The 18,527-nt window shown below is 57.8% G+C and carries 15 protein-coding genes, 1 tRNA gene and 2 pseudogenes; 14 read left to right on the plus strand and 4 right to left on the minus strand.

What is annotated here, in order from left to right; all coding sequences use genetic code 11:
* Positions 1 to 99 precede the first annotated feature (99 nt).
* The gene (locus ABLV76_RS11350) at positions 100 to 762 is read right to left on the minus strand and encodes an OmpA family lipoprotein (RefSeq protein WP_002921917.1); all 663 of its coding nucleotides are present in this window, start codon (positions 760 to 762) and stop codon (positions 100 to 102) included.
* A gap of 166 nt (positions 763 to 928) precedes the next feature.
* On the opposite strand from ABLV76_RS11350, the gene ABLV76_RS11355 reads away from it, so the two are divergent.
* Complete coding sequence (locus ABLV76_RS11355; protein ID WP_348878317.1) at positions 929 to 3,259, plus strand: molybdopterin guanine dinucleotide-containing S/N-oxide reductase; 2,331 nt, start codon at positions 929 to 931, stop codon at positions 3,257 to 3,259.
* On the opposite strand, the gene ABLV76_RS11360 is transcribed toward ABLV76_RS11355, so the two are convergent.
* Positions 3,228 to 3,668: an N-acetyltransferase gene (locus tag ABLV76_RS11360; protein WP_135715992.1), complete on the minus strand. Its 441-nt coding sequence runs from the start codon at positions 3,666 to 3,668 to the stop codon at positions 3,228 to 3,230. The genes ABLV76_RS11355 and ABLV76_RS11360 overlap by 32 nt on opposite strands.
* Positions 3,646 to 4,227, minus strand: coding sequence for a DNA-3-methyladenine glycosylase I (tag, locus tag ABLV76_RS11365; RefSeq protein WP_135715993.1), 582 nt, complete (start codon positions 4,225 to 4,227; stop codon positions 3,646 to 3,648). Before tag ends, ABLV76_RS11360 begins: the two co-directional genes overlap by 23 nt.
* Before the next feature lie 206 nt (positions 4,228 to 4,433).
* Here tag and ABLV76_RS11370 point away from each other — a divergent pair, with 206 nt between their 5' ends.
* The 5 genes from ABLV76_RS11370 (at position 4,434) to ABLV76_RS11390 (ending at position 10,161) form a co-directional block, all read left to right on the plus strand.
* Entirely contained in the window at positions 4,434 to 5,015 is a 582-nt protein-coding gene (locus tag ABLV76_RS11370; protein ID WP_072140522.1) for an autotransporter outer membrane beta-barrel domain-containing protein, read from the plus strand.
* 241 nt (positions 5,016 to 5,256) lie between these two features.
* On the plus strand, positions 5,257 to 6,462 hold the full coding sequence (locus ABLV76_RS11375) for an MFS transporter (protein WP_004204995.1): 1,206 nt from the start codon (positions 5,257 to 5,259) through the stop codon (positions 6,460 to 6,462).
* A 242-nt stretch (positions 6,463 to 6,704) separates the two neighbouring features.
* Positions 6,705 to 8,378, plus strand: a complete 1,674-nt coding sequence (gene eptB, locus ABLV76_RS11380) for a kdo(2)-lipid A phosphoethanolamine 7''-transferase (protein WP_048295705.1) — start codon at positions 6,705 to 6,707, stop codon at positions 8,376 to 8,378.
* Between the two features lie 192 nt (positions 8,379 to 8,570).
* Positions 8,571 to 9,965: an ankyrin repeat domain-containing protein gene (locus ABLV76_RS11385; RefSeq protein ID WP_348878318.1), complete on the plus strand. Its 1,395-nt coding sequence runs from the start codon at positions 8,571 to 8,573 to the stop codon at positions 9,963 to 9,965.
* A 119-nt stretch (positions 9,966 to 10,084) separates the two neighbouring features.
* A tRNA-Pro gene (locus ABLV76_RS11390) sits at positions 10,085 to 10,161 on the plus strand.
* Positions 10,162 to 10,177: 16 nt separating this feature from the next.
* On the opposite strand, the gene ABLV76_RS11395 is transcribed toward ABLV76_RS11390, so the two are convergent.
* The gene (locus ABLV76_RS11395) at positions 10,178 to 10,435 is read right to left on the minus strand and encodes a hypothetical protein (RefSeq protein ID WP_049004416.1); all 258 of its coding nucleotides are present in this window, start codon (positions 10,433 to 10,435) and stop codon (positions 10,178 to 10,180) included.
* A gap of 553 nt (positions 10,436 to 10,988) precedes the next feature.
* On the opposite strand from ABLV76_RS11395, the gene dppA reads away from it, so the two are divergent.
* The 8 genes and pseudogenes from dppA to ABLV76_RS11435 all read left to right on the plus strand — a co-directional run bounded on the left by dppA (position 10,989) and on the right by ABLV76_RS11435 (position 18,511).
* Complete coding sequence (dppA, locus tag ABLV76_RS11400) at positions 10,989 to 12,596, plus strand: dipeptide ABC transporter periplasmic-binding protein DppA (RefSeq protein WP_023319303.1); 1,608 nt, start codon at positions 10,989 to 10,991, stop codon at positions 12,594 to 12,596.
* Between the two features lie 134 nt (positions 12,597 to 12,730).
* Complete coding sequence (gene dppB / locus ABLV76_RS11405; RefSeq protein ID WP_002921786.1) at positions 12,731 to 13,750, plus strand: dipeptide ABC transporter permease DppB; 1,020 nt, start codon at positions 12,731 to 12,733, stop codon at positions 13,748 to 13,750.
* 9 nt (positions 13,751 to 13,759) lie between these two features.
* Positions 13,760 to 14,662 carry a dipeptide ABC transporter permease DppC gene (gene dppC, locus ABLV76_RS11410; protein ID WP_004204988.1) on the plus strand — a complete coding sequence of 301 codons (903 nt, stop codon included), beginning with the start codon at positions 13,760 to 13,762 and terminating at the stop codon, positions 14,660 to 14,662.
* Between the two features lie 10 nt (positions 14,663 to 14,672).
* Positions 14,673 to 15,656, plus strand: coding sequence for a dipeptide ABC transporter ATP-binding protein (gene dppD / locus ABLV76_RS11415; RefSeq protein ID WP_004204987.1), 984 nt, complete (start codon positions 14,673 to 14,675; stop codon positions 15,654 to 15,656).
* On the plus strand, positions 15,653 to 16,666 hold the full coding sequence (dppF, locus tag ABLV76_RS11420; RefSeq protein WP_004204985.1) for a dipeptide ABC transporter ATP-binding subunit DppF: 1,014 nt from the start codon (positions 15,653 to 15,655) through the stop codon (positions 16,664 to 16,666). The genes dppD and dppF overlap by 4 nt, the downstream gene beginning before the upstream one ends.
* Before the next feature lie 18 nt (positions 16,667 to 16,684).
* Positions 16,685 to 16,864 (plus strand): annotated as a pseudogene (locus ABLV76_RS11425) (hypothetical protein).
* Between the two features lie 316 nt (positions 16,865 to 17,180).
* Positions 17,181 to 17,717: a cellulose biosynthesis protein BcsO gene (locus ABLV76_RS11430; protein ID WP_048326010.1), complete on the plus strand. Its 537-nt coding sequence runs from the start codon at positions 17,181 to 17,183 to the stop codon at positions 17,715 to 17,717.
* Between the two features lies 1 nt (position 17,718).
* Positions 17,719 to 18,511 (plus strand): annotated as a pseudogene (locus ABLV76_RS11435) (cellulose synthase operon protein YhjQ/BcsQ).
* Positions 18,512 to 18,527 lie beyond the last annotated feature (16 nt).

Raw genomic sequence — 18,527 nt, forward strand, 5'->3', positions numbered from 1 at the left:
GCTTCCTTTGCTGAAAATCTGCCAACACCTTAGCGCGAAAAATAGCGATATCAAGCATTTTGCCCGGCAGAGGCGCGGCCGGGCAACATGAGGATGCGCTTATTGCAGCGGGCTGAGGGTGATTTCCACGCGACGGTTCTGCGCCTTACCTTCCGCCGTGCTGTTGCTGGCGATCGGGTTCGCCGGCCCCATGCCGGTGGTGCGAATGCGGTTGGCCGCAACGCCCTGGGTGATCAGTGCGCTGGCGACGCTGTCCGCACGCTGTTGCGACAGACGCATATTCAGATCCTTGCTGCCGGTGCTGTCGGTGTAGCCGACGACGTTAACAGCGGTTTTCTCATACTCTTTCAGCACCATGGCCACGCCGGTCAGGGTGTTGGCGCCGGCCGGTTTCAGGTTGGCGCTGTTGCTGTCGAAAGTGACGTTATTCGGCATGTTCAGCACGATATTGTCACCATTTCGCGTCACGCTGACCCCGGTTCCCTGCATTTTGTCGCGCAGCTTCGCTTCCTGCACGTCCATGTAGTAGCCTATGCCGCCGCCCAGCGCCGCGCCTGCCGCTGCGCCAATCAGCGCGCCTTTGCCGCGGTCATGTTTGGAAGAGGAGAGCGCGCCGACGCCAGCGCCCACTAATGAGCCAATACCTGCGCCAATACCGGATTTACCTGCTTCACGCTCACCGGTATAGGGGTTGGTGGTGCAGCCAGAAATCGCCAGGGTGCCGCTGACCAGCGCCGCAATCATAAGTACGCGTTTTTTCATTTAATGTCCTTAATCCTTTTTATTCTTTGTCACAGCGAACGTGACGGTTGATTATGACGCGCGAATACGTAGAAAATTCCCCAAACACCATCTCATTTTGTAAATAACATTGAACGGCGCCGATCGCACCGTCACCACACCTGCTTTCGCTGACCAGGAGCTGCCCTTGCCAACCTCATCTGCAACCAAAACCATTTTAACCGCCGCCCATTGGGGACCGATGCTGGTGGAAACGGACGGGGAAAACGTCCTCTCCTCCCGCGGCGCGCTGGCGACACCGTTTGCCAACTCGCTGCAAACGGCGGTGCGCGACCAGGTGCACAGTAAAACCCGCGTGCGCTACCCGATGGTGCGCAAAGGTTTCCTTGCCTCTCCGGACAAGCCCCAGGGGGTCCGAGGTCAGGATGAATTTGTGCGGGTGAGCTGGGAGCAGGCGCTGGATCTGATCGATGCCCAGCATCGTCGGATCCGCGAAAGCTACGGACCGGCCTCTATTTTTGCCGGCTCCTACGGCTGGCGTTCTAACGGCGTCCTGCATAAGGCGGCCACCCTGCTGCAGCGCTATATGAGCCTGGCGGGCGGCTACACCGGCCATCTCGGGGATTACTCCACCGGCGCGGCGCAGGCGATCATGCCTTACGTCGTGGGCGGCAATGAGGTGTATCAGCAGCAGACCAGCTGGCCGCTGGTGCTGGAATACAGCGAGGTAGTGGTGCTGTGGAGCGCCAATCCGCTTAATACGTTGAAAATTGCCTGGAACGCCTCCGACGAGCAGGGTATCCCGTGGTTCGACCGGCTGCGCCAGAGCGGAAAACGCCTGATCTGCATCGATCCGATGCGATCGGAAACTGTCGATTTCTTTGGCGATTCGATGGAGTGGATCGCGCCGCATATGGGCACCGATGTCGCGCTGATGCTGGGTATCGCCCATACGCTGGTGGAGAATGGCTGGCAGGACGACGAGTTTCTTGCCCGCTGCGCCAGCGGCTACGAGATTTTTGCCCGCTATCTGACCGGCGAAAGCGACGGCGTGGCGAAAACCGCCGACTGGGCGGCGGCTATCTGCGGCGTCGCAGCGGATAAGATCCGCGAACTGGCGAAACTTTTCCACGAAAACACCACTATGCTGATGTCTGGCTGGGGCATGCAGCGCCAGCAGTATGGCGAGCAGAAACACTGGATGCTGGTCACCCTGGCTGCGATGCTGGGGCAGATTGGCACCCCGGGGGGCGGGTTTGGTCTTTCCTACCATTTCGCCAACGGCGGCAATCCGACCCGCCGCGCGGCGGTGCTGGGCTCGATGCAGGGGAGCGTGGCCGGAGGCGTGGACGCCGTGGAGAAGTTCCCGGTCGCGCGGATTGTCGAGGCGCTGGAGAACCCGGGGGCGGAGTATCAGCACAACGGCATGGCGCGGCGCTTCCCCGATATTCGCTTTATCTGGTGGGCCGGCGGCGCCAACTTTACCCATCATCAGGATACCAACCGCCTGATTCAGGCCTGGCAGAAACCAGAGCTTATCGTCATCTCCGAATGCTTCTGGACCGCCGCCGCGCGTCATGCCGATATCGTCCTGCCGGCGACCACCTCGTTTGAGCGCAACGATCTGACGATGACCGGGGACTACAGCAATCAGCATCTGGTGCCGATGAAGCAGGTGGTCGCTCCGCAGGGTGAAGCGCGGGATGATTTCGCGGTCTTTGCCGACCTTAGCGAACGCTGGGAGGCGGGCGGCCGCGAGCGCTTTACCGAAGGGAAGAGCGATCTGCAGTGGCTGGAGACCTTCTATCAGATGGCCGCCCGGCGCGGCGCCCAGCAGCAGGTGACGCTGCCGCCGTTTGCCGAATTCTGGCAGGCTAACCAGCTGATTGAGATGCCGGAGGAGCCGGAGAATGCCCGTTTCATCCGCTTTGCCGCCTTCCGCGACGATCCCCAGGCCAACCCGCTGAAAACGGCGAGCGGTAAAATTGAGATCCACTCGCCGACCATCGCCGCCTTTGGCTACACCGACTGCCCGCCGCACCCAATGTGGCTGGAGCCCGACGAGTGGCATGGCAACGCCGAGGCGGGGCAGCTGCAGCTGCTGTCGGCGCATCCGGCCCACCGGCTGCACAGTCAACTGAACTACTCCGCGCTGCGCGAACGCTATGCCGTTGCCGGACGCGAACCGTTGACTATTCATCCGCAGGATGCCCGGGCGCGGGGGATTGCCGATGGCGATCTGGTGCGGGTGTGGAACGCCCGCGGTCAGGTGCTGGCCGGCGCGGTGGTGACGGAGGGGATCCGCCCGGGGGTGATATGCCTGCATGAAGGGGCGTGGCCCGACCTGGATCCGGTGGCGGGCATCTGCAAAAACGGGGCGGTGAACGTCTTAACTAAAGATATCCCAACATCCCGCCTGGGCAACGGCTGTGCCGGTAACACCGCCCTGGCGTGGCTGGAGAAATATACCGGCCCGGCGCTGCCGCTTACGGCATTTGATCCGCCGGCCAGCGCATAATCCAGGTGGGGTGCTGAGTATCGTCCTGCCATGCGCAATCTTCAATGCGGAAGCCTTGCGCATGGTAGAAACTGACCGCTGATTCGTTTTTCTGATAAACCTCAAGGCTAAGCCAGGCGTAGTGCTGCTTGACTTCATCCAGTAGCGCCCGGCCAATGCCCTGGCGAATAGCGTCCGGCGCGACGAACAGCGCGCCGACGAAACGGGACTCCAGCACGCTGACAAAGCCTTTTAACTCGCCATCCTGCTCCCAGACCCAGGTGCTGGCGGCGGGAAGATAGACATCCCGTACCACCGCGACGCTGTCGCGCCAGTAGCTTTCGCTGATAAAGGGATGGGCATGAATCGTACTTTCCAGCCACAGGTCCAGCAGCGGCGCGGTATCTTCAGTGTCCCACTTGCGGATCATCCTGACCTCCAGGGTGACAGAAGCAGCCGGTGACATGGTCGTTGACCAGCCCGCAGGCCTGCATAAAAGAGTAACAGATTGTCGAACCGACAAACTTAAAACCACGTTTTTTCAACGCTTTAGACAGCGCATCTGAGGCCGGCGTCGTGGTCGGGATCTCCGCCAGCGTCGCCGCGCGGGTGACCTGGGGCGCATTGTCGACGAAGGACCAGACAAAATCAGTGAACGACTCGCCATTTTCCTCCATCGCCAGATACGCCCGGGCGTTGCCGATGATGGCCTGGATTTTTCCCCGATGGCGGATAATCCCGGCATCCTGCAGCAGCCGCTCGACATCTTCATCCCCCATCGCCGCCACGCGCACCGGATCGAACTGGTGAAAAGCCTGGCGATAGTTTTGCCGTTTTTTTAACACCGTGATCCATGATAACCCGGCCTGCTGACCCTCAAGGCAGATCATTTCAAACAGCCGCTGGGATGCTTTTTGCGCGACACCCCATTCGGTATCGTGATACTCGATATATAACGGATCCTGACTCACCCATCCGCAACGCTGCATAGCTATTTCTCCCTCTGCGCTAAAAAAGTGGACGCCCCGGCTTGACGACTGAAAGATAAAGATAATAGTTAATACAGGGAAATCGTATCCCCCAAAAAAACACAGCAATAATGCCGATTCGGCTCTTTTCTGGAGTCGCATTAATGATAATAAAGAAATGCAATGGCCTCCGGGGGTTCTTGTTCCCGGTGTGCGTATCCGTCTGGGTGTCGTGTGTCTCTGGAGCGAATGCCTGGCAACAGGAATATATCGCTATCGATACAAAAAGTAATACGTCGGAACGCTATACATGGGATAGCGATCACCAACCACGCTATGAAGATATCCTCGCCGAGCGGATGAAGTCGTCTGAAACGCCGGGCGGACTGGCGTTAAACCAGGGGTTGGCGCCGCCGGACAGCAGCCGTGGGATGAGCGTCGGCTGGAATTATCTGCTGGCAAACGGCATGACCTCCGGGCCGGTGGCCAGCCTGCGCAGCGACTACACCGCGCCGGCGACGAAAAGCGTGGGCGAGACGGGATATGTCAACACGCTCGGCTGGCGTATGGATTATCAGTCGCTGTGGGGCGTGCACCCTTGGGCGCAGGTGAGCTATAACCAGTCGCTCGCCAGCGATGCCTGGTCGCCGACCACCCGCGCCAGAGAGGGCGGCTGGAGTGATGTCACCCTGGGCGCCGATATGCCGCTGGGATCGCATGTGGCGGCATGGGCCACGCTGTCACAGGCGGACAACGTCCCATCGGGGGAAAATACGCTCTATCTGATGGGGGTCAGCGCCAACTTTTGACCCGCGATTGTTACGCATTTGAAACGATGTGGTTATTGTTAAATCTCAGTAATGGCGCATTTCTGTGAGATAGCGCACACTAACTTTTTCCCTGAAATTCGCGGAATGAATGTCATGCAATGTCATTCATTCCGCCATTAATGCATTTCATTCCCTGCTGATGGCAGTTCATGCCTTTTTCCCCCACTGGATGAGGGGCCTTCGCTATTGTGGCGGCAGTTAATTTATCAGGACAACTGCTATGAACGCTGCAAACCGTCAATCGACCCGCTGGCTTACGCTTATCGGCACCATCATCACCCAATTCGCTCTCGGTTCGGTTTATACCTGGAGCCTGTTTAACAGTTCACTGTCTGACAAACTGGGCGAGCCGGTCAGCCAGGTCGCCTTCTCCTTTGGCCTGCTGAGCCTCGGGCTGGCGCTCTCTTCGTCGGTCGCCGGCAAGCTGCAGGAGCGTTTTGGCGTGAAGCGCGTCACCATGGCCTCCGGGATCCTGCTTGGTCTGGGCTTCTTTCTGACCGCCCACTCCAGCAGCCTGATGATGCTGTGGCTGAGCGCTGGCGTGCTGGTGGGGCTGGCGGACGGCGCCGGTTATCTGCTGACCCTGTCGAACTGCGTCAAGTGGTTCCCGGAACGCAAAGGGCTGATCTCCGCCTTCTCCATCGGTTCCTATGGCCTCGGCAGCCTGGGGTTCAAATTCATTGATACTCATCTGCTGGCCACCGTTGGTCTGGAAAAAACCTTCGTTATCTGGGGCGCTATCGTGCTGGTGATGATCGTCTTTGGCGCGACCTTGATGAAAGATGCGCCAAATCATACGGCGACCACCACGGCCAACGGCGTCGTGGAAAACGACTTCACTCTCGCCGAATCGATGCGTAAACCGCAGTACTGGATGCTGGCGGTGATGTTCCTGACGGCCTGCATGAGCGGTCTGTATGTGATTGGCGTGGCGAAAGATATCGCGCAGGGAATGGTCCACCTGGATGTCGCCACGGCGGCCAATGCGGTAACGGTTATCTCAATCGCTAACCTTAGCGGTCGCCTGGTGTTAGGTATCCTGTCCGATAAAATTTCCCGCATTCGCGTGATCACCATCGGTCAGGTGGTGTCGCTGGTGGGGATGGCCGCGCTGCTGTTCGCTCCGCTGAATGCCATGACCTTTTTCGCCGCCATCGCCTGCGTTGCTTTTAACTTCGGCGGAACCATCACCGTCTTCCCATCGCTGGTCAGTGAATTCTTCGGTCTGAACAACCTGGCGAAAAACTATGGTGTGATTTATCTGGGTTTTGGTATCGGCAGCATCTGCGGTTCCCTCATCGCTTCGCTGTTCGGGGGCTTCTACGTCACCTTCTGCGTGATATTCGCCCTGCTGATTATTTCGCTGGCGCTTTCCACCACCATTCGTCAGCCGAAAGGCAGTGTCTATAGCGAGGCGCATGCCTGAAACCTGCAGCGTGAAACGTGCCCCTGATTAATACCCTAAGCAAATAGTGCCAATCCAGCCAAATATTTTGTAAATGTTTGGCTGGATCACATTCCCTCCTGATACTTTTCCCGTTCCCTGTGGTCTACTTATCGCGCTTTGTAGAGGTTTCTGATAACCAACCCTAACGCACCCTATTAGCCTACTGACTCATGCCACAGCGTCAGGCGGTGTTTTATTCTTCTTTTTCCAGGTTTGCTTGCATGAAATATATTAGAACGATGACGCAGCAGAAGCTTAGTTTTTGGCTGGCGCTGTACATCGGCTGGTTTATGAACGTCGCCGTTTTTTTTCGGCGTTTCGATGGTTATGCTCAAGAGTTCACTGTCTGGAAAGGGCTTTCCGGTGTCGTTGAACTGGTGGCCACGGTCTTTGTCACCTTCTTCCTGTTACGTCTTCTGTCGCTGTTCGGTCGCCGTATCTGGCGCATTCTGGCGACGCTGATTGTTCTGTTTTCCGCCGCCGCCAGTTACTACATGACGTTCCTTAACGTGGTGATTGGCTACGGGATTATCGCCTCGGTGTTGACCACCGATATCGACCTGTCGAAAGAGGTCATCGGCTGGCATCTGATCCTCTGGCTGGCGGCAGTGAGCGCGCCGCCACTGCTGTTTATCTGGAGCAACCGCTGCCGCCATACGCTGCTGCGCCAACTGCGTACCCCGGGCCAGCGGGTTAAAAACGTGCTGATCGTGGTGTTGGCCGGTCTCATCGTCTGGGGACCTATCCGCCTGCTTGAGCTGCGCCAACACGATGTCGAGCGCCATTCGGAAGTGGATATGCCGAGCTACGGCGGGGTGATCGCCAACTCCTACCTGCCGTCGAACTGGCTGTCGGCGCTGGGGCTGTACGCCTGGGCGCAGGTGGATGAATCCTCAGATAACAAATCGCTGATTAACCCGGCGAAGAAATTTACCTACGTCGCCCCGGAAGGGCTCGATGACACCTACGTGGTGTTTATCATTGGCGAAACCACCCGCTGGGATCATATGGGCATCCTTGGCTATAGCCGTAACACCACGCCAGAGCTGGCGAAAGAGAAGAATCTGGTCGCTTTCCGCGGCTACTCGTGCGATACCGCCACCAAGCTGTCGTTACGCTGCATGTTTGTGCGTCAGGGCGGGGCAGAGGATAACCCGCAGCGGACCCTCAAAGAGCAGAACGTCTTTGCGGTGCTTCATCAGCTGGGCTTCAGCGGCAATCTGTACGCCATGCAGAGTGAGATGTGGTTCTACAGCAACACGATGGCCAACAATATCGCCTATCGCGAGCAGATTGGCGCCGAGCCGCGCAACCGCGGCAAGAGCGTTGACGATATGCTGCTGGTGGATGAGATGAAGCGCGGTATGGAGCAGGGCAACGCCTCCGGTAAGCACCTGATCATCCTCCACACGAAAGGCTCGCACTTTAACTACACCCAACGCTATCCGCGCAGCTTCGCCCAGTGGAAGCCGGAGTGCGTCGGTGTTGATAACAAGTGCTCGAAAGCGGAGCTGATCAACTCCTACGACAACAGCGTGACCTATGTCGATCACTTTATCGTCAGCGTCCTCGACCAGCTGCGGGATAAGAAAGCGATTGTGTTCTATGCCGCCGACCATGGCGAGTCGATTAACGAGCGTGAACATCTGCACGGTACGCCGCGCAAGATGGCGCCGCCGGAACAGTTCCGTGTGCCGATGATGGTCTGGATGTCGGATAAATACCTGGAGAATCCGGATCATGCCGCTGCGTTTGCCCATCTGCAGCAGCAGGCCGCGATGAAGGTGCCGCGCCGTCACGTCGAACTGTACGACACCATTATGGGCTGCCTCGGCTATACCTCGCCGGATGGCGGGATCAACGAGAACAATAACTGGTGTCGGTGGAAAAAGTAAGACAGCGGATTTTTCAGATTCTCGGGTCTGTTTTCCTTTCCTGAGCCCAGGATAAGCTAATCCCTCGCCGGCGTCCGCCGGGCGAGGGATTTTTTTGCACAGCGGATGTGTCTGGCAGGTTGCCTCTTCTTCTTTGAATACCCTCCAGTGTTCCCGCTCCTCCTGTGCAGCCACTTTTCACGGAGAGAAAGGATGAAGGTAATAAAGGGGTTGGCCCTGCTGTGCCTGCTGATGCTAACGGGCTGTCAGTCCGAAGAGGAAACCCGCCAGTTCCTGCTGGCCTGTAAATACGATGCGCCGGCGACGATCGAAGCCATGCTGAATAACGGCATCGATGTGGATGGTCAGGATAAAACCGGCTTAAGCGGCCTGATGGTCGCTGCCGCGGAAAATCGTCGCGAGGTGGTAGCGCTCCTGCTTAAGCGTCAGGCGCAGCCGAATCTCCAGACGCGCCAGGGCGTCACGGCGCTGATGTTGGCGGCGGCGCGAGGCAGCGATGCGGCGATTATCGGCGATCTTGTCCAGGCGGGCGCGTCGGTGAATCAGACCACCGTCGACAAGAGCACAGCATTGATGTCCGCCATTGCCGACGGCGGGGACGTCAGAAGCGACTACCAGCATATTCTGGCGATGAAAAAGCCCGATGCGCCTGTGGAGGAGCAGAGTGCGCTGGACAAGATTGTCGGCGCAACGGCGGCGAAATCGCTGGCGACGGGCAGCCGCGCGCTGATGACGGAAGACATGGCGTTACAACTGGCCCCCGGCGCGTTTAAGAAGAACGTTGACGAGATCGTGGCGTTGCTGATCGGGCACGGGGCGGACGTGAAGGCCGTCAATGCTTCAGGGGAATCGGTCTTTTTCCTCGCTATCGATCACGCGCGATCGGCGGAAACCATCACGACCCTGGCCAACGCCGGGGCGGATACCAGCCTGGCGGATAAATCCGGCACCACGCCGCTGATGCTGGCGGCGGCGGGGGACGATCCCAATCTGGTGCTGGCGCTGTCAGCCTCCGGCGTGGAGGTGGATAAGCCGAACCGGGAGGGGCTCACGGCGCTGCAGGTGGCGGCGGGTCAGGGAGCGCCTGCGGTGATCGCGGCGCTGGTGCAGCGCGGCGCAAAGGTGGACCAGCTCTCCGCCAACGACCTCAGCCCGCTGATGCTGGCGGTCAAAATGAATAATAAAGCCAATGTCGAGGCACTCCTCGAGGCCGGCGCCAGCGTCAATCTCAGCAATAAGGCAGGGTATACGGCGATTGGCTACAGCCGGGCCGGTGAGGTTCGCCAGCTGCTGCTGGCGCAGCATGCCGAGCTGAAAGGGCAGGCCGCGCATATGGCGCAAAGCGAACTGCAGTTCTGCGCCAATGCGTTTGCCGACAAGCTGGCGTACAGCGACATCGCCCGCGCGGTAAACAACGATACCCGCCCGGACATTATGCGTCATCAGCATACCTGCCCGGGGTTGGGGGAACTGACGATGCTGCTGGGAGAGTTTACATTCAAACCGGCGGGCCCAACTTATCTCGGTGAGCCGGTGACCTGTAAGGTAGCGGAGCATCGCAAAGCGTTTGAGGTCAGCTGCCGCTAAAAAAGCGGACCAACCGGCGATTCGCTGCGCAGGGTGCTGAGTTTCTCGCCGGTTGAACGATTTTTTGAAAATAAGGCATTGACGGGTAGGCATCCCAGCAGTAAGATGCGCCCCGCATTCGGTGATTGGCGCAGCCTGGTAGCGCACTTCGTTCGGGACGAAGGGGTCGGAGGTTCGAATCCTCTATCACCGACCAAATTCGAAAAGCCTGCTCAATGAGCAGGCTTTTTTGCTTCTACGGCCAGTGAGGATGAGAACCCCGAAGGTTCGCTCCAGATCTCGTAGGCCCGCGCAAGCGCAGCGCCGCCGGGCACCTTCTGCAGTCTCCCGGCCAAAACCGCATCAAAATCACAAAAAACATCTTTACCCCCGTTTCCAGCCAGCTGTTCGCTATTTTGTGACATCTTCCATTGCATTTTTTTATCGATGAACAGATCTTTTTTCGCGAAGCTTATGGCTGAATACAGCATTTTCCGCTGTGCGTTTTAACGTTCACGCTATTAACCGCTCACATATTGGTCACATAGCAAGAAATTTTTCTCATTTACTGGCATTGTTTCCCACTGGGTGTCGCAAATTAATAAGGTCTTTATTCTGCATATTCGCCAGTAGCATAAATTTCTCTGCTGAAAATAGCGTCTTGAAGTTTTTTTAATCTTTGCCTGTCGTTTCTCACGCTGGATGTAAAACCCGGCTGGCTGTATTGACGTTTCCCCATTCTGTTGACAGATTGTAGGGCATGAGGGGCATTTCATGGAGAATCCGTACTGCAACTCAGTCGTTTTTGCGAAAGGAATCCCCATCTCTCTCAACGCCTTCGGGCACCACCGACTGGACCGGGTATATTCTAAATAGTTCGAATTGCGGGAAGGCGGCAAGCTTGAGCATCCCCAGAAGCATAGATGGCTATGTGACTGGCTTATTGAGCACAGCCAACGCATCCATTATTCGAATATGACGAATAAAAATAAATAAAGGTCCGGCGGATATATGCAAACAACATCACAGTTTTGGAGCAGAATAATGAGTATTTCCTTGAAGAAATCAGGGATGCTGAAGCTTGGTCTGAGCCTTGTCGCCATGACCGTCGCTGCCAGCGTGCAAGCGAAAACCCTGGTTTATTGTTCAGAAGGCTCGCCGGAAGGCTTTAACCCACAGCTCTTCACCTCTGGCACCACCTATGACGCCAGTTCCGTACCGATCTACAATCGCCTGGTCGAATTCAAAACCGGTACGACGGAAGTTATTCCTGGACTGGCTGAAAAATGGGAAGTCAGCCCGGATGGTAAAACCTATACTTTCCACCTGCGTCAGGGCGTGAAATGGCAGGATAATAAAGACTTTAAGCCAACCCGTGACCTGAACGCCGATGACGTGGTGTTCTCCTTCGATCGTCAGAAGAATACCAATAACCCGTACCATAAAGTTTCTGGCGGCAGCTATGAATACTTTGAAGGGATGGGGTTACCCGACCTGATTAGCGAAGTGAAGAAAGTGGACGATAAAACCGTCCAGTTCGTCCTGACCCGCCCGGAAGCGCCGTTCCTCGCTGACCTGGCCATGGACTTCGCCTCTATTCTCTCTAAAGAGTATGCCGACAACATGCTGAAAGCCGGCACGCCGGAAAAAGTAGACCTCAATCCTATCGGTACCGGTCCATTCCAGCTGCTGCAGTACCAGAAAGATTCCCGCATTCTGTATAAAGCCTTCCCGGGCTATTGGGGCACCAAGCCGAAGATCGATCGTCTGGTCTTCTCCATCACCCCGGATGCCTCCGTGCGCTATGCCAAGCTGCAGAAAAATGAGTGCCAGGTGATGCCGTATCCGAACCCGGCGGACATCGCGCGCATGAAGGAAGATAAGAACATTACCCTGCTGGAACAGCCGGGCCTGAACGTCGGTTATCTCTCCTTCAACACCGAGAAGAAACCGCTGGACGACGTGAAAGTTCGTCAGGCGCTGACCTACGCGGTTAACAAAGAAGCGATCATCAAAGCCGTTTACCAGGGCGCAGGCCAGGCGGCGAAGAACCTGATCCCGCCGACCATGTGGGGCTATAACGACGACGTTAAAGACTACACCTACGATCCGGAGAAGGCGAAGCAGCTGCTGAAAGAAGCGGGCCTGGAAAAAGGCTTCACTATCGATCTGTGGGCGATGCCGGTACAGCGTCCGTATAACCCGAACGCCCGCCGTATGGCGGAGATGATCCAGGCCGACTGGGCCAAGATTGGCGTCCAGGCCAAAATCGTCACCTACGAGTGGGGCGAGTATCTGAAACGCGCGAAAGCGGGCGAGCACCAGAGCGTCATGATGGGCTGGACCGGCGACAACGGGGATCCGGATAACTTCTTCGCCACCCTGTTCAGCTGCGCCGCGGCGAAAGACGGCTCCAACTACTCGCGCTGGTGCTATAAGCCGTTTGAAGATCTGATTCAGCCGGCCCGCGCCACCGACGACCACAACAAGCGTATTGAACTGTACAAACAGGCTCAGGTAGTGATGCATGACCAGGCTCCGGCGCTGATCATCGCTCACTCCACCGTTTACGAGCCAGTGCGTAAAGAAGTCAAAGGCTATGTGGTGGATCCGCTGGGTAAACACCACTTCGATAACGTCTCTGTCGAATAATAAGCACGATGCCTGACCCCCTCTCCCCGCGTGGGAGAGGTGGGGGGCGTATTCCCGCTATTCCGGGGAATGCTTTTGTGAGCAATACAGACGCCCTGTCGCCAGGCGGGGCGTCACTAGAGAGAATCCGGGTTATGTTGCAGTTTATTCTCCGACGTCTGGGACTTGTCATCCCGACATTTATCGGTATCACCCTTCTCACCTTTGCCTTCGTCCATATGATCCCCGGCGATCCGGTGATGATTATGGCGGGCGAACGTGGTATTTCCCCCGAACGTCACGCGCAGCTGCTGGCCGAAATGGGCCTTGATAAGCCGCTGTGGCAGCAATATGCCCACTATATCTGGGGCGTGCTGCACGGCGATTTAGGCATCTCGCTGAAAAGCCGCATTCCCGTGTGGCAGGAGTTTGTCCCACGCTTTAAAGCCACCCTTGAGCTGGGCGTCTGCGCGATGATCTTCGCCGTCGCCGTCGGCATTCCGGTGGGCGTGCTGGCTGCGGTAAAACGCGGCTCCATCTTTGACCACACCGCGGTGGGCCTGGCGCTGACCGGCTACTCGATGCCTATCTTCTGGTGGGGCATGATGTTGATTATGCTGGTTTCGGTGCAGCTGAACCTGACGCCGGTCTCCGGGCGTATCAGCGATACGGTCTTCCTTGACGATACCTTGCCGCTGACCGGCTTTATGCTGATCGACACCGCCATCTGGGGCGAGCAGGGCGACTTTATTGACGCCTTAATGCATATGATCCTGCCCGCCATCGTGCTGGGCACCATTCCGCTGGCGGTGATCGTGCGTATGACCCGATCGTCGATGCTGGAAGTGCTCGGCGAAGACTACATCCGCACCGCGCGCGCCAAAGGCCTGACCCGGATGCGGGTGATTGTGATCCACGCGCTGCGTAACGCGATGCTGCCGGTGGTCACGGTGATTGGCCTGCAGGTGGGCACGCTGCTGGCGGGCGCCATCCTGACGGAAACCATTTTCTCATGGCCTGGTTTAGGCCGCTGGCTGATCGACGCGCTGCAGCGTCGCGATTATCCGGTGGTGCAGGGCGGGGTGCTGCTGGTGGCGACGATGATTATCCTCGTCAACCTGCTGGTCGACCTGCTGTACGGCGTGGTGAACCCGCGTATCCGGCATAAGAAGTAAGGGGTCATCATGTCACAAGTTACTGAAAATAAAGTTATCACTGCGCCGGTGCCCATGACCCCGCTGCAGGAGTTCTGGCACTATTTCAAACGCAATAAAGGGGCGGTGGTCGGTCTGGTGTACGTGGCGGTGATGATCGTTATCGCCGTGTTCGCCAACTTTCTCGCCCCGTATAACCCGGCGGATCAGTTCCGTGATTCGCTGCTGGCGCCGCCGTTCTGGCAGGAGGGCGGCAGCCTGGCGCATCTGCTCGGCACCGACGACGTGGGCCGCGATATTCTGTCTCGCCTGATGTATGGCGCGCGCCTGTCGCTGCTGGTGGGCTGCCTGGTGGTGGTCCTGTCGCTGATCCTCGGCGTGGTGCTCGGCCTGGTGGCGGGCTATTTCGGCGGAGTGGTGGACTCAATCATCATGCGCGTCGTCGATATTATGCTGGCGCTGCCGAGTCTGCTTCTGGCGCTGGTGCTGGTGGCTATCTTCGGACCCTCCATCGTCAACGCCTCGCTGGCGCTGACCTTCGTGGCGCTCCCGCACTATGTGCGTCTGACGCGCGCGGCGGTGCTGGTGGAGGTCAACCGCGACTACGTGACCGCTTCCCGCGTGGCGGGCGCCGGGGCGATGCGCCAGATGTTCGTCAATATTCTGCCTAACTGTCTCGCGCCGCTGATCGTTCAGGCGTCGCTGGGCTTTTCTAACGCCATTCTCGACATGGCCGCGCTGGGGTTCCTCGGCATGGGCGCGCAGCCGCCGACGCCGGAGTGGGGCACCATGCTCTCCGACGTATTGCAGTTCGCGCAGAGCGCCTGGTGGGTGGTGACCTTCCCGGGCGTGGCGATCCTGCTGACGGTGCTGGCATTTAACCTGATGGGTGACGGTCTGCGTGACGCGCTCGATCCCAAACTGAAGCAGTAAGAGGTTCGAGATGGCGTTATTGAATGTAGATAAATTATCGGTGCATTTCGGCGATGAAAACGCGCCGTTCCGCGCCGTGGACCGCATCAGCTATAGCGTGAAGCAGGGCGAAGTGGTCGGCATCGTCGGGGAGTCTGGATCCGGTAAATCCGTCAGCTCGTTGGCGATTATGGGTCTGATTGATTACCCCGGCCGGGTCATGGCGGACAAACTGGAGTTTAACGGCCGCGACCTGCAGCGCATCTCTGAAAAAGAGCGGCGCCAGCTGGTGGGGGCGGAGGTGGCGATGATCTTCCAGGATCCGATGACCAGCCTCAATCCCTGCTTTACCGTCGGCTTCCAGATTATGGAAGCGATAAAAGTCCATCAGGGCGGCAACAAGCAAACCCGCCGCCAGCGGGCCATCGACCTGCTGAACCTGGTCGGCATTCCCGATCCGGCGTCGCGGCTGGACGTCTACCCGCATCAGCTTTCCGGCGGGATGAGCCAGCGCGTCATGATCGCGATGGCGATTGCCTGTCGGCCAAAACTGCTGATTGCCGATGAACCGACCACCGCGCTGGACGTGACCATTCAGGCGCAGATCATCGAGCTGCTGCTGGAACTGCAGCAGCAGGAGAATATGGCGCTGGTGTTGATCACCCACGACCTGGCGCTGGTGGCCGAGGCCGCGCATAAAATTATCGTTATGTATGCCGGTCAGGTGGTGGAGACTGGCGATGCGAAGGATATTTTCCGCGCGCCGCGCCATCCATACACCCAGGCGCTGCTGCGCGCGCTGCCGGAGTTTGCCCAGGATAAAGCGCGTCTGGCGTCGCTGCCGGGCGTAGTGCCGGGGAAATATGACCGTCCCAACGGCTGCCTGCTGAACCCGCGCTGCCCCTATGCTACGGATAAATGCCGTAGCGAAGAGCCGGCGCTCGCGGATCTCAATGGCGGTCGCCAGTCTAAATGTCACTACCCACTCGATGATGCCGGGAGGCCTGGATTATGAGTACGCAAAAGGCCGCCACGCCACAACCGCTGTTGCAGGCCATTGATCTGAAAAAACACTACCCGGTGAAGAAGGGGTTATTCGCCCCGGAACGGCTGGTGAAGGCGCTGGACGGCGTCTCCTTTACTCTTGAGCGCGGTAAAACGCTGGCGGTAGTGGGAGAGTCGGGCTGCGGTAAATCGACCCTCGGTCGTCTGCTGACGATGATTGAAATTCCCACCGGCGGCGAGCTCTATTATCAGGGGCAGGATCTGCTTAAGCACGACCCACAGGCGCAGAAGCTGCGGCGGCAAAAAATCCAGATTGTGTTCCAGAACCCCTACGGTTCTCTGAACCCGCGTAAAAAAGTGGGGCAGATTCTGGAAGAGCCGCTGCTGATTAACAGTAGCCTGAGCAAAGAGCAGCGCCGCGAAAAAGCGCTGGCGATGATGGCGAAAGTGGGCCTGAAAACAGAGCATTACGATCGCTACCCGCATATGTTCTCCGGCGGTCAGCGCCAGCGTATCGCCATTGCCCGCGGGCTGATGCTGGATCCGGACGTGGTGATCGCCGATGAGCCGGTCTCCGCGCTGGACGTTTCGGTACGCGCTCAGGTGCTGAACCTGATGATGGATCTGCAGCAGGATTTAGGTCTGTCCTATGTGTTTATCTCCCACGATCTGTCGGTCGTCGAGCATATCGCTGATGAAGTGATGGTGATGTATCTCGGCCGCTGCGTGGAGAAGGGCACCAAGGACCAGATCTTTAACAATCCGCGTCATCCGTACACCCAGGCGCTGTTGTCGGCGACGCCGCGTCTGAACCCGGACGACCGTCGCGAGCGGATTAAGCTGACCGGCGAGCTGCCGAGCCCGCTGAATCCGCCGCCGGGCTGCGCCTTCAACGCGCGCTGCCGCCGGCGCTTCGGCCCCTGCACCCAGCTTCAGCCGCAGCTGAAGGATTACGGCGGCCAGCTGGTGGCCTGCTTTGCCGTCGACCAGGATGAGAATCCGCAAAAGCCCCACGCCTGACGGCACGCTCCCGGTCCGATAACCGGGGGCTTCTCTCCCGCCGGGGATAAAACCCGGCGATATCGCCTTTTATCGCAGTGAATGCCACGTCCTCGGCGCATTCTTCGTCGATTATCCGAAAAAATAAGACTTTCAGTCCATTTTTATAGAATTAAAGAGAAATTAAAATGGTTCAGGTTTATTCTTTCGCTGATCTGACGCTATGATTCTATCATTACCTAATACATTTATATAAAAACGGACGGGAAGCGCGGTGGAAGCGTGGTTTAAGGATGGACGCATACCTAAAAAATGGGGCTATCCTTCTGAAAAGAAAATGTTAGTGTAGCGATACTTCTGCCGTGGAATCACACCGGAAATCAAATTCTAAACTATTATAACCCTGTCAACCGTATGTATTGGTACGTCTCCAACGGCGCGTTTTCTGCCATACCAGAGACGCAACGATATTTTAAATATACTTAGAAAATAACAACAAACTTAATATGAAATTTTTAAAATCATGAGGTTATCAATGAACCATTATGATGATCTGCAGCGCTTTCAGGAAAAAACGCGGACGCAAAACCTCAAATTTCAGGATCTTTCATCGCAAGCCGCCACGCGCGAGCATGGCGACTGGGCGATCCTCAATCAGCTAAATCCCGGCGCAGAGAAACCCTCTTCCCTGGCGCTGGGAGGCTCGGTTTCCGCGCCCCTGCCGCAGTCAGTGCCCGCGGATCTGTTCCACCAGATAGAAGCGGCCGTAGCGGCGGCGCCAGCCTCCGCTTCCGTTGTGCCTGCCGCTCCGGCCGCGCCAGCGGCCCCGCAGCCGGCCGTGGAGACCGCCACCGCCGCGCCGGAGCCAGTCAGGCAGGAGCCTGCGGTGACCCCTGCGCCTTCAATCCCGGCGCCTGAACCGGCAATGGCGCCGCCGAGAATGGCTCCTCGACCCGCGCCCACCGCCGAGAACTATGCCCACCTGTTCGCGGCGAAAAGCGCAGAGCCGGTGGCGAAAAATAAAGACCAGCCTTTGAAATCACTTCTGGAAAGGATCGCAACATGCCGTTGATTTGCGTCTGTTCACCGAAAGGTGGCGTAGGGAAAACGACCCTGGCGGCCAATTTAGCCTATTCGCTGGCGCGGACCGGCAGCAAAGTGCTGGCGCTGGATTTTGATGTCCAGAACGCGCTGCGTTTGCATTTTGGCGTGCCGCTGAACGATGAGCGCGGCTATGTGGCGAAGGCGCTGGAGCTGCACGACTGGAGCCAGTGCGTGCTGAGCGCCGGCAGCAACATTTTCGTCCTGCCGTATGGCGAAGTGAGCGAAGCGCAGCGTCAGGCGTTTGATGAGCAGCTGACCCACAATGACCATTTTCTCCAGCGCGGACTGTCCGCACTGCTGAATTATCCCGGACTTATCACCATCGCTGATATGCCGCCAGGGCCTTCGCCGGCGCTAAAGGCGCTGACGGGGCTGGCGGACCTGCATCTGATCCCGCTGCTGGCTGATACTGCCTCGATGTCGACCCTGGCGCACGTGGAAAAACAGCGCCTGACCGGCGCGGCGCTGAATCACAAGCATGGGCACTATTTCGTCATTAACCAAAGCGATAGCCGTCGCCAGGTCAGCCGGGACGTCACCAGCCTGATGGAAGAGAAGCTGGGCGAGCGACTGCTTGGCATCGTCCATCGTGATGAAAGCGTGGTGGAGGCCAATGCGTCGCAGAAGTCGATTCTGGACTTTAACGCTTCCTCGGCAGCGGCCTTCGATATTGAAATTATTGCTAAAAAAATATCTTCGCTGTTGGGTATCCATATTGGCGATGGCACGGTGCACAGCCAGCCACGCATGTCAGGGCTTTAACTTATTGCAGGGCTGC

It is taken from the genome of Klebsiella sp. GB_Kp047 (assembly GCF_040065235.1).
Lineage (GTDB): Bacteria > Pseudomonadota > Gammaproteobacteria > Enterobacterales > Enterobacteriaceae > Klebsiella > Klebsiella quasipneumoniae.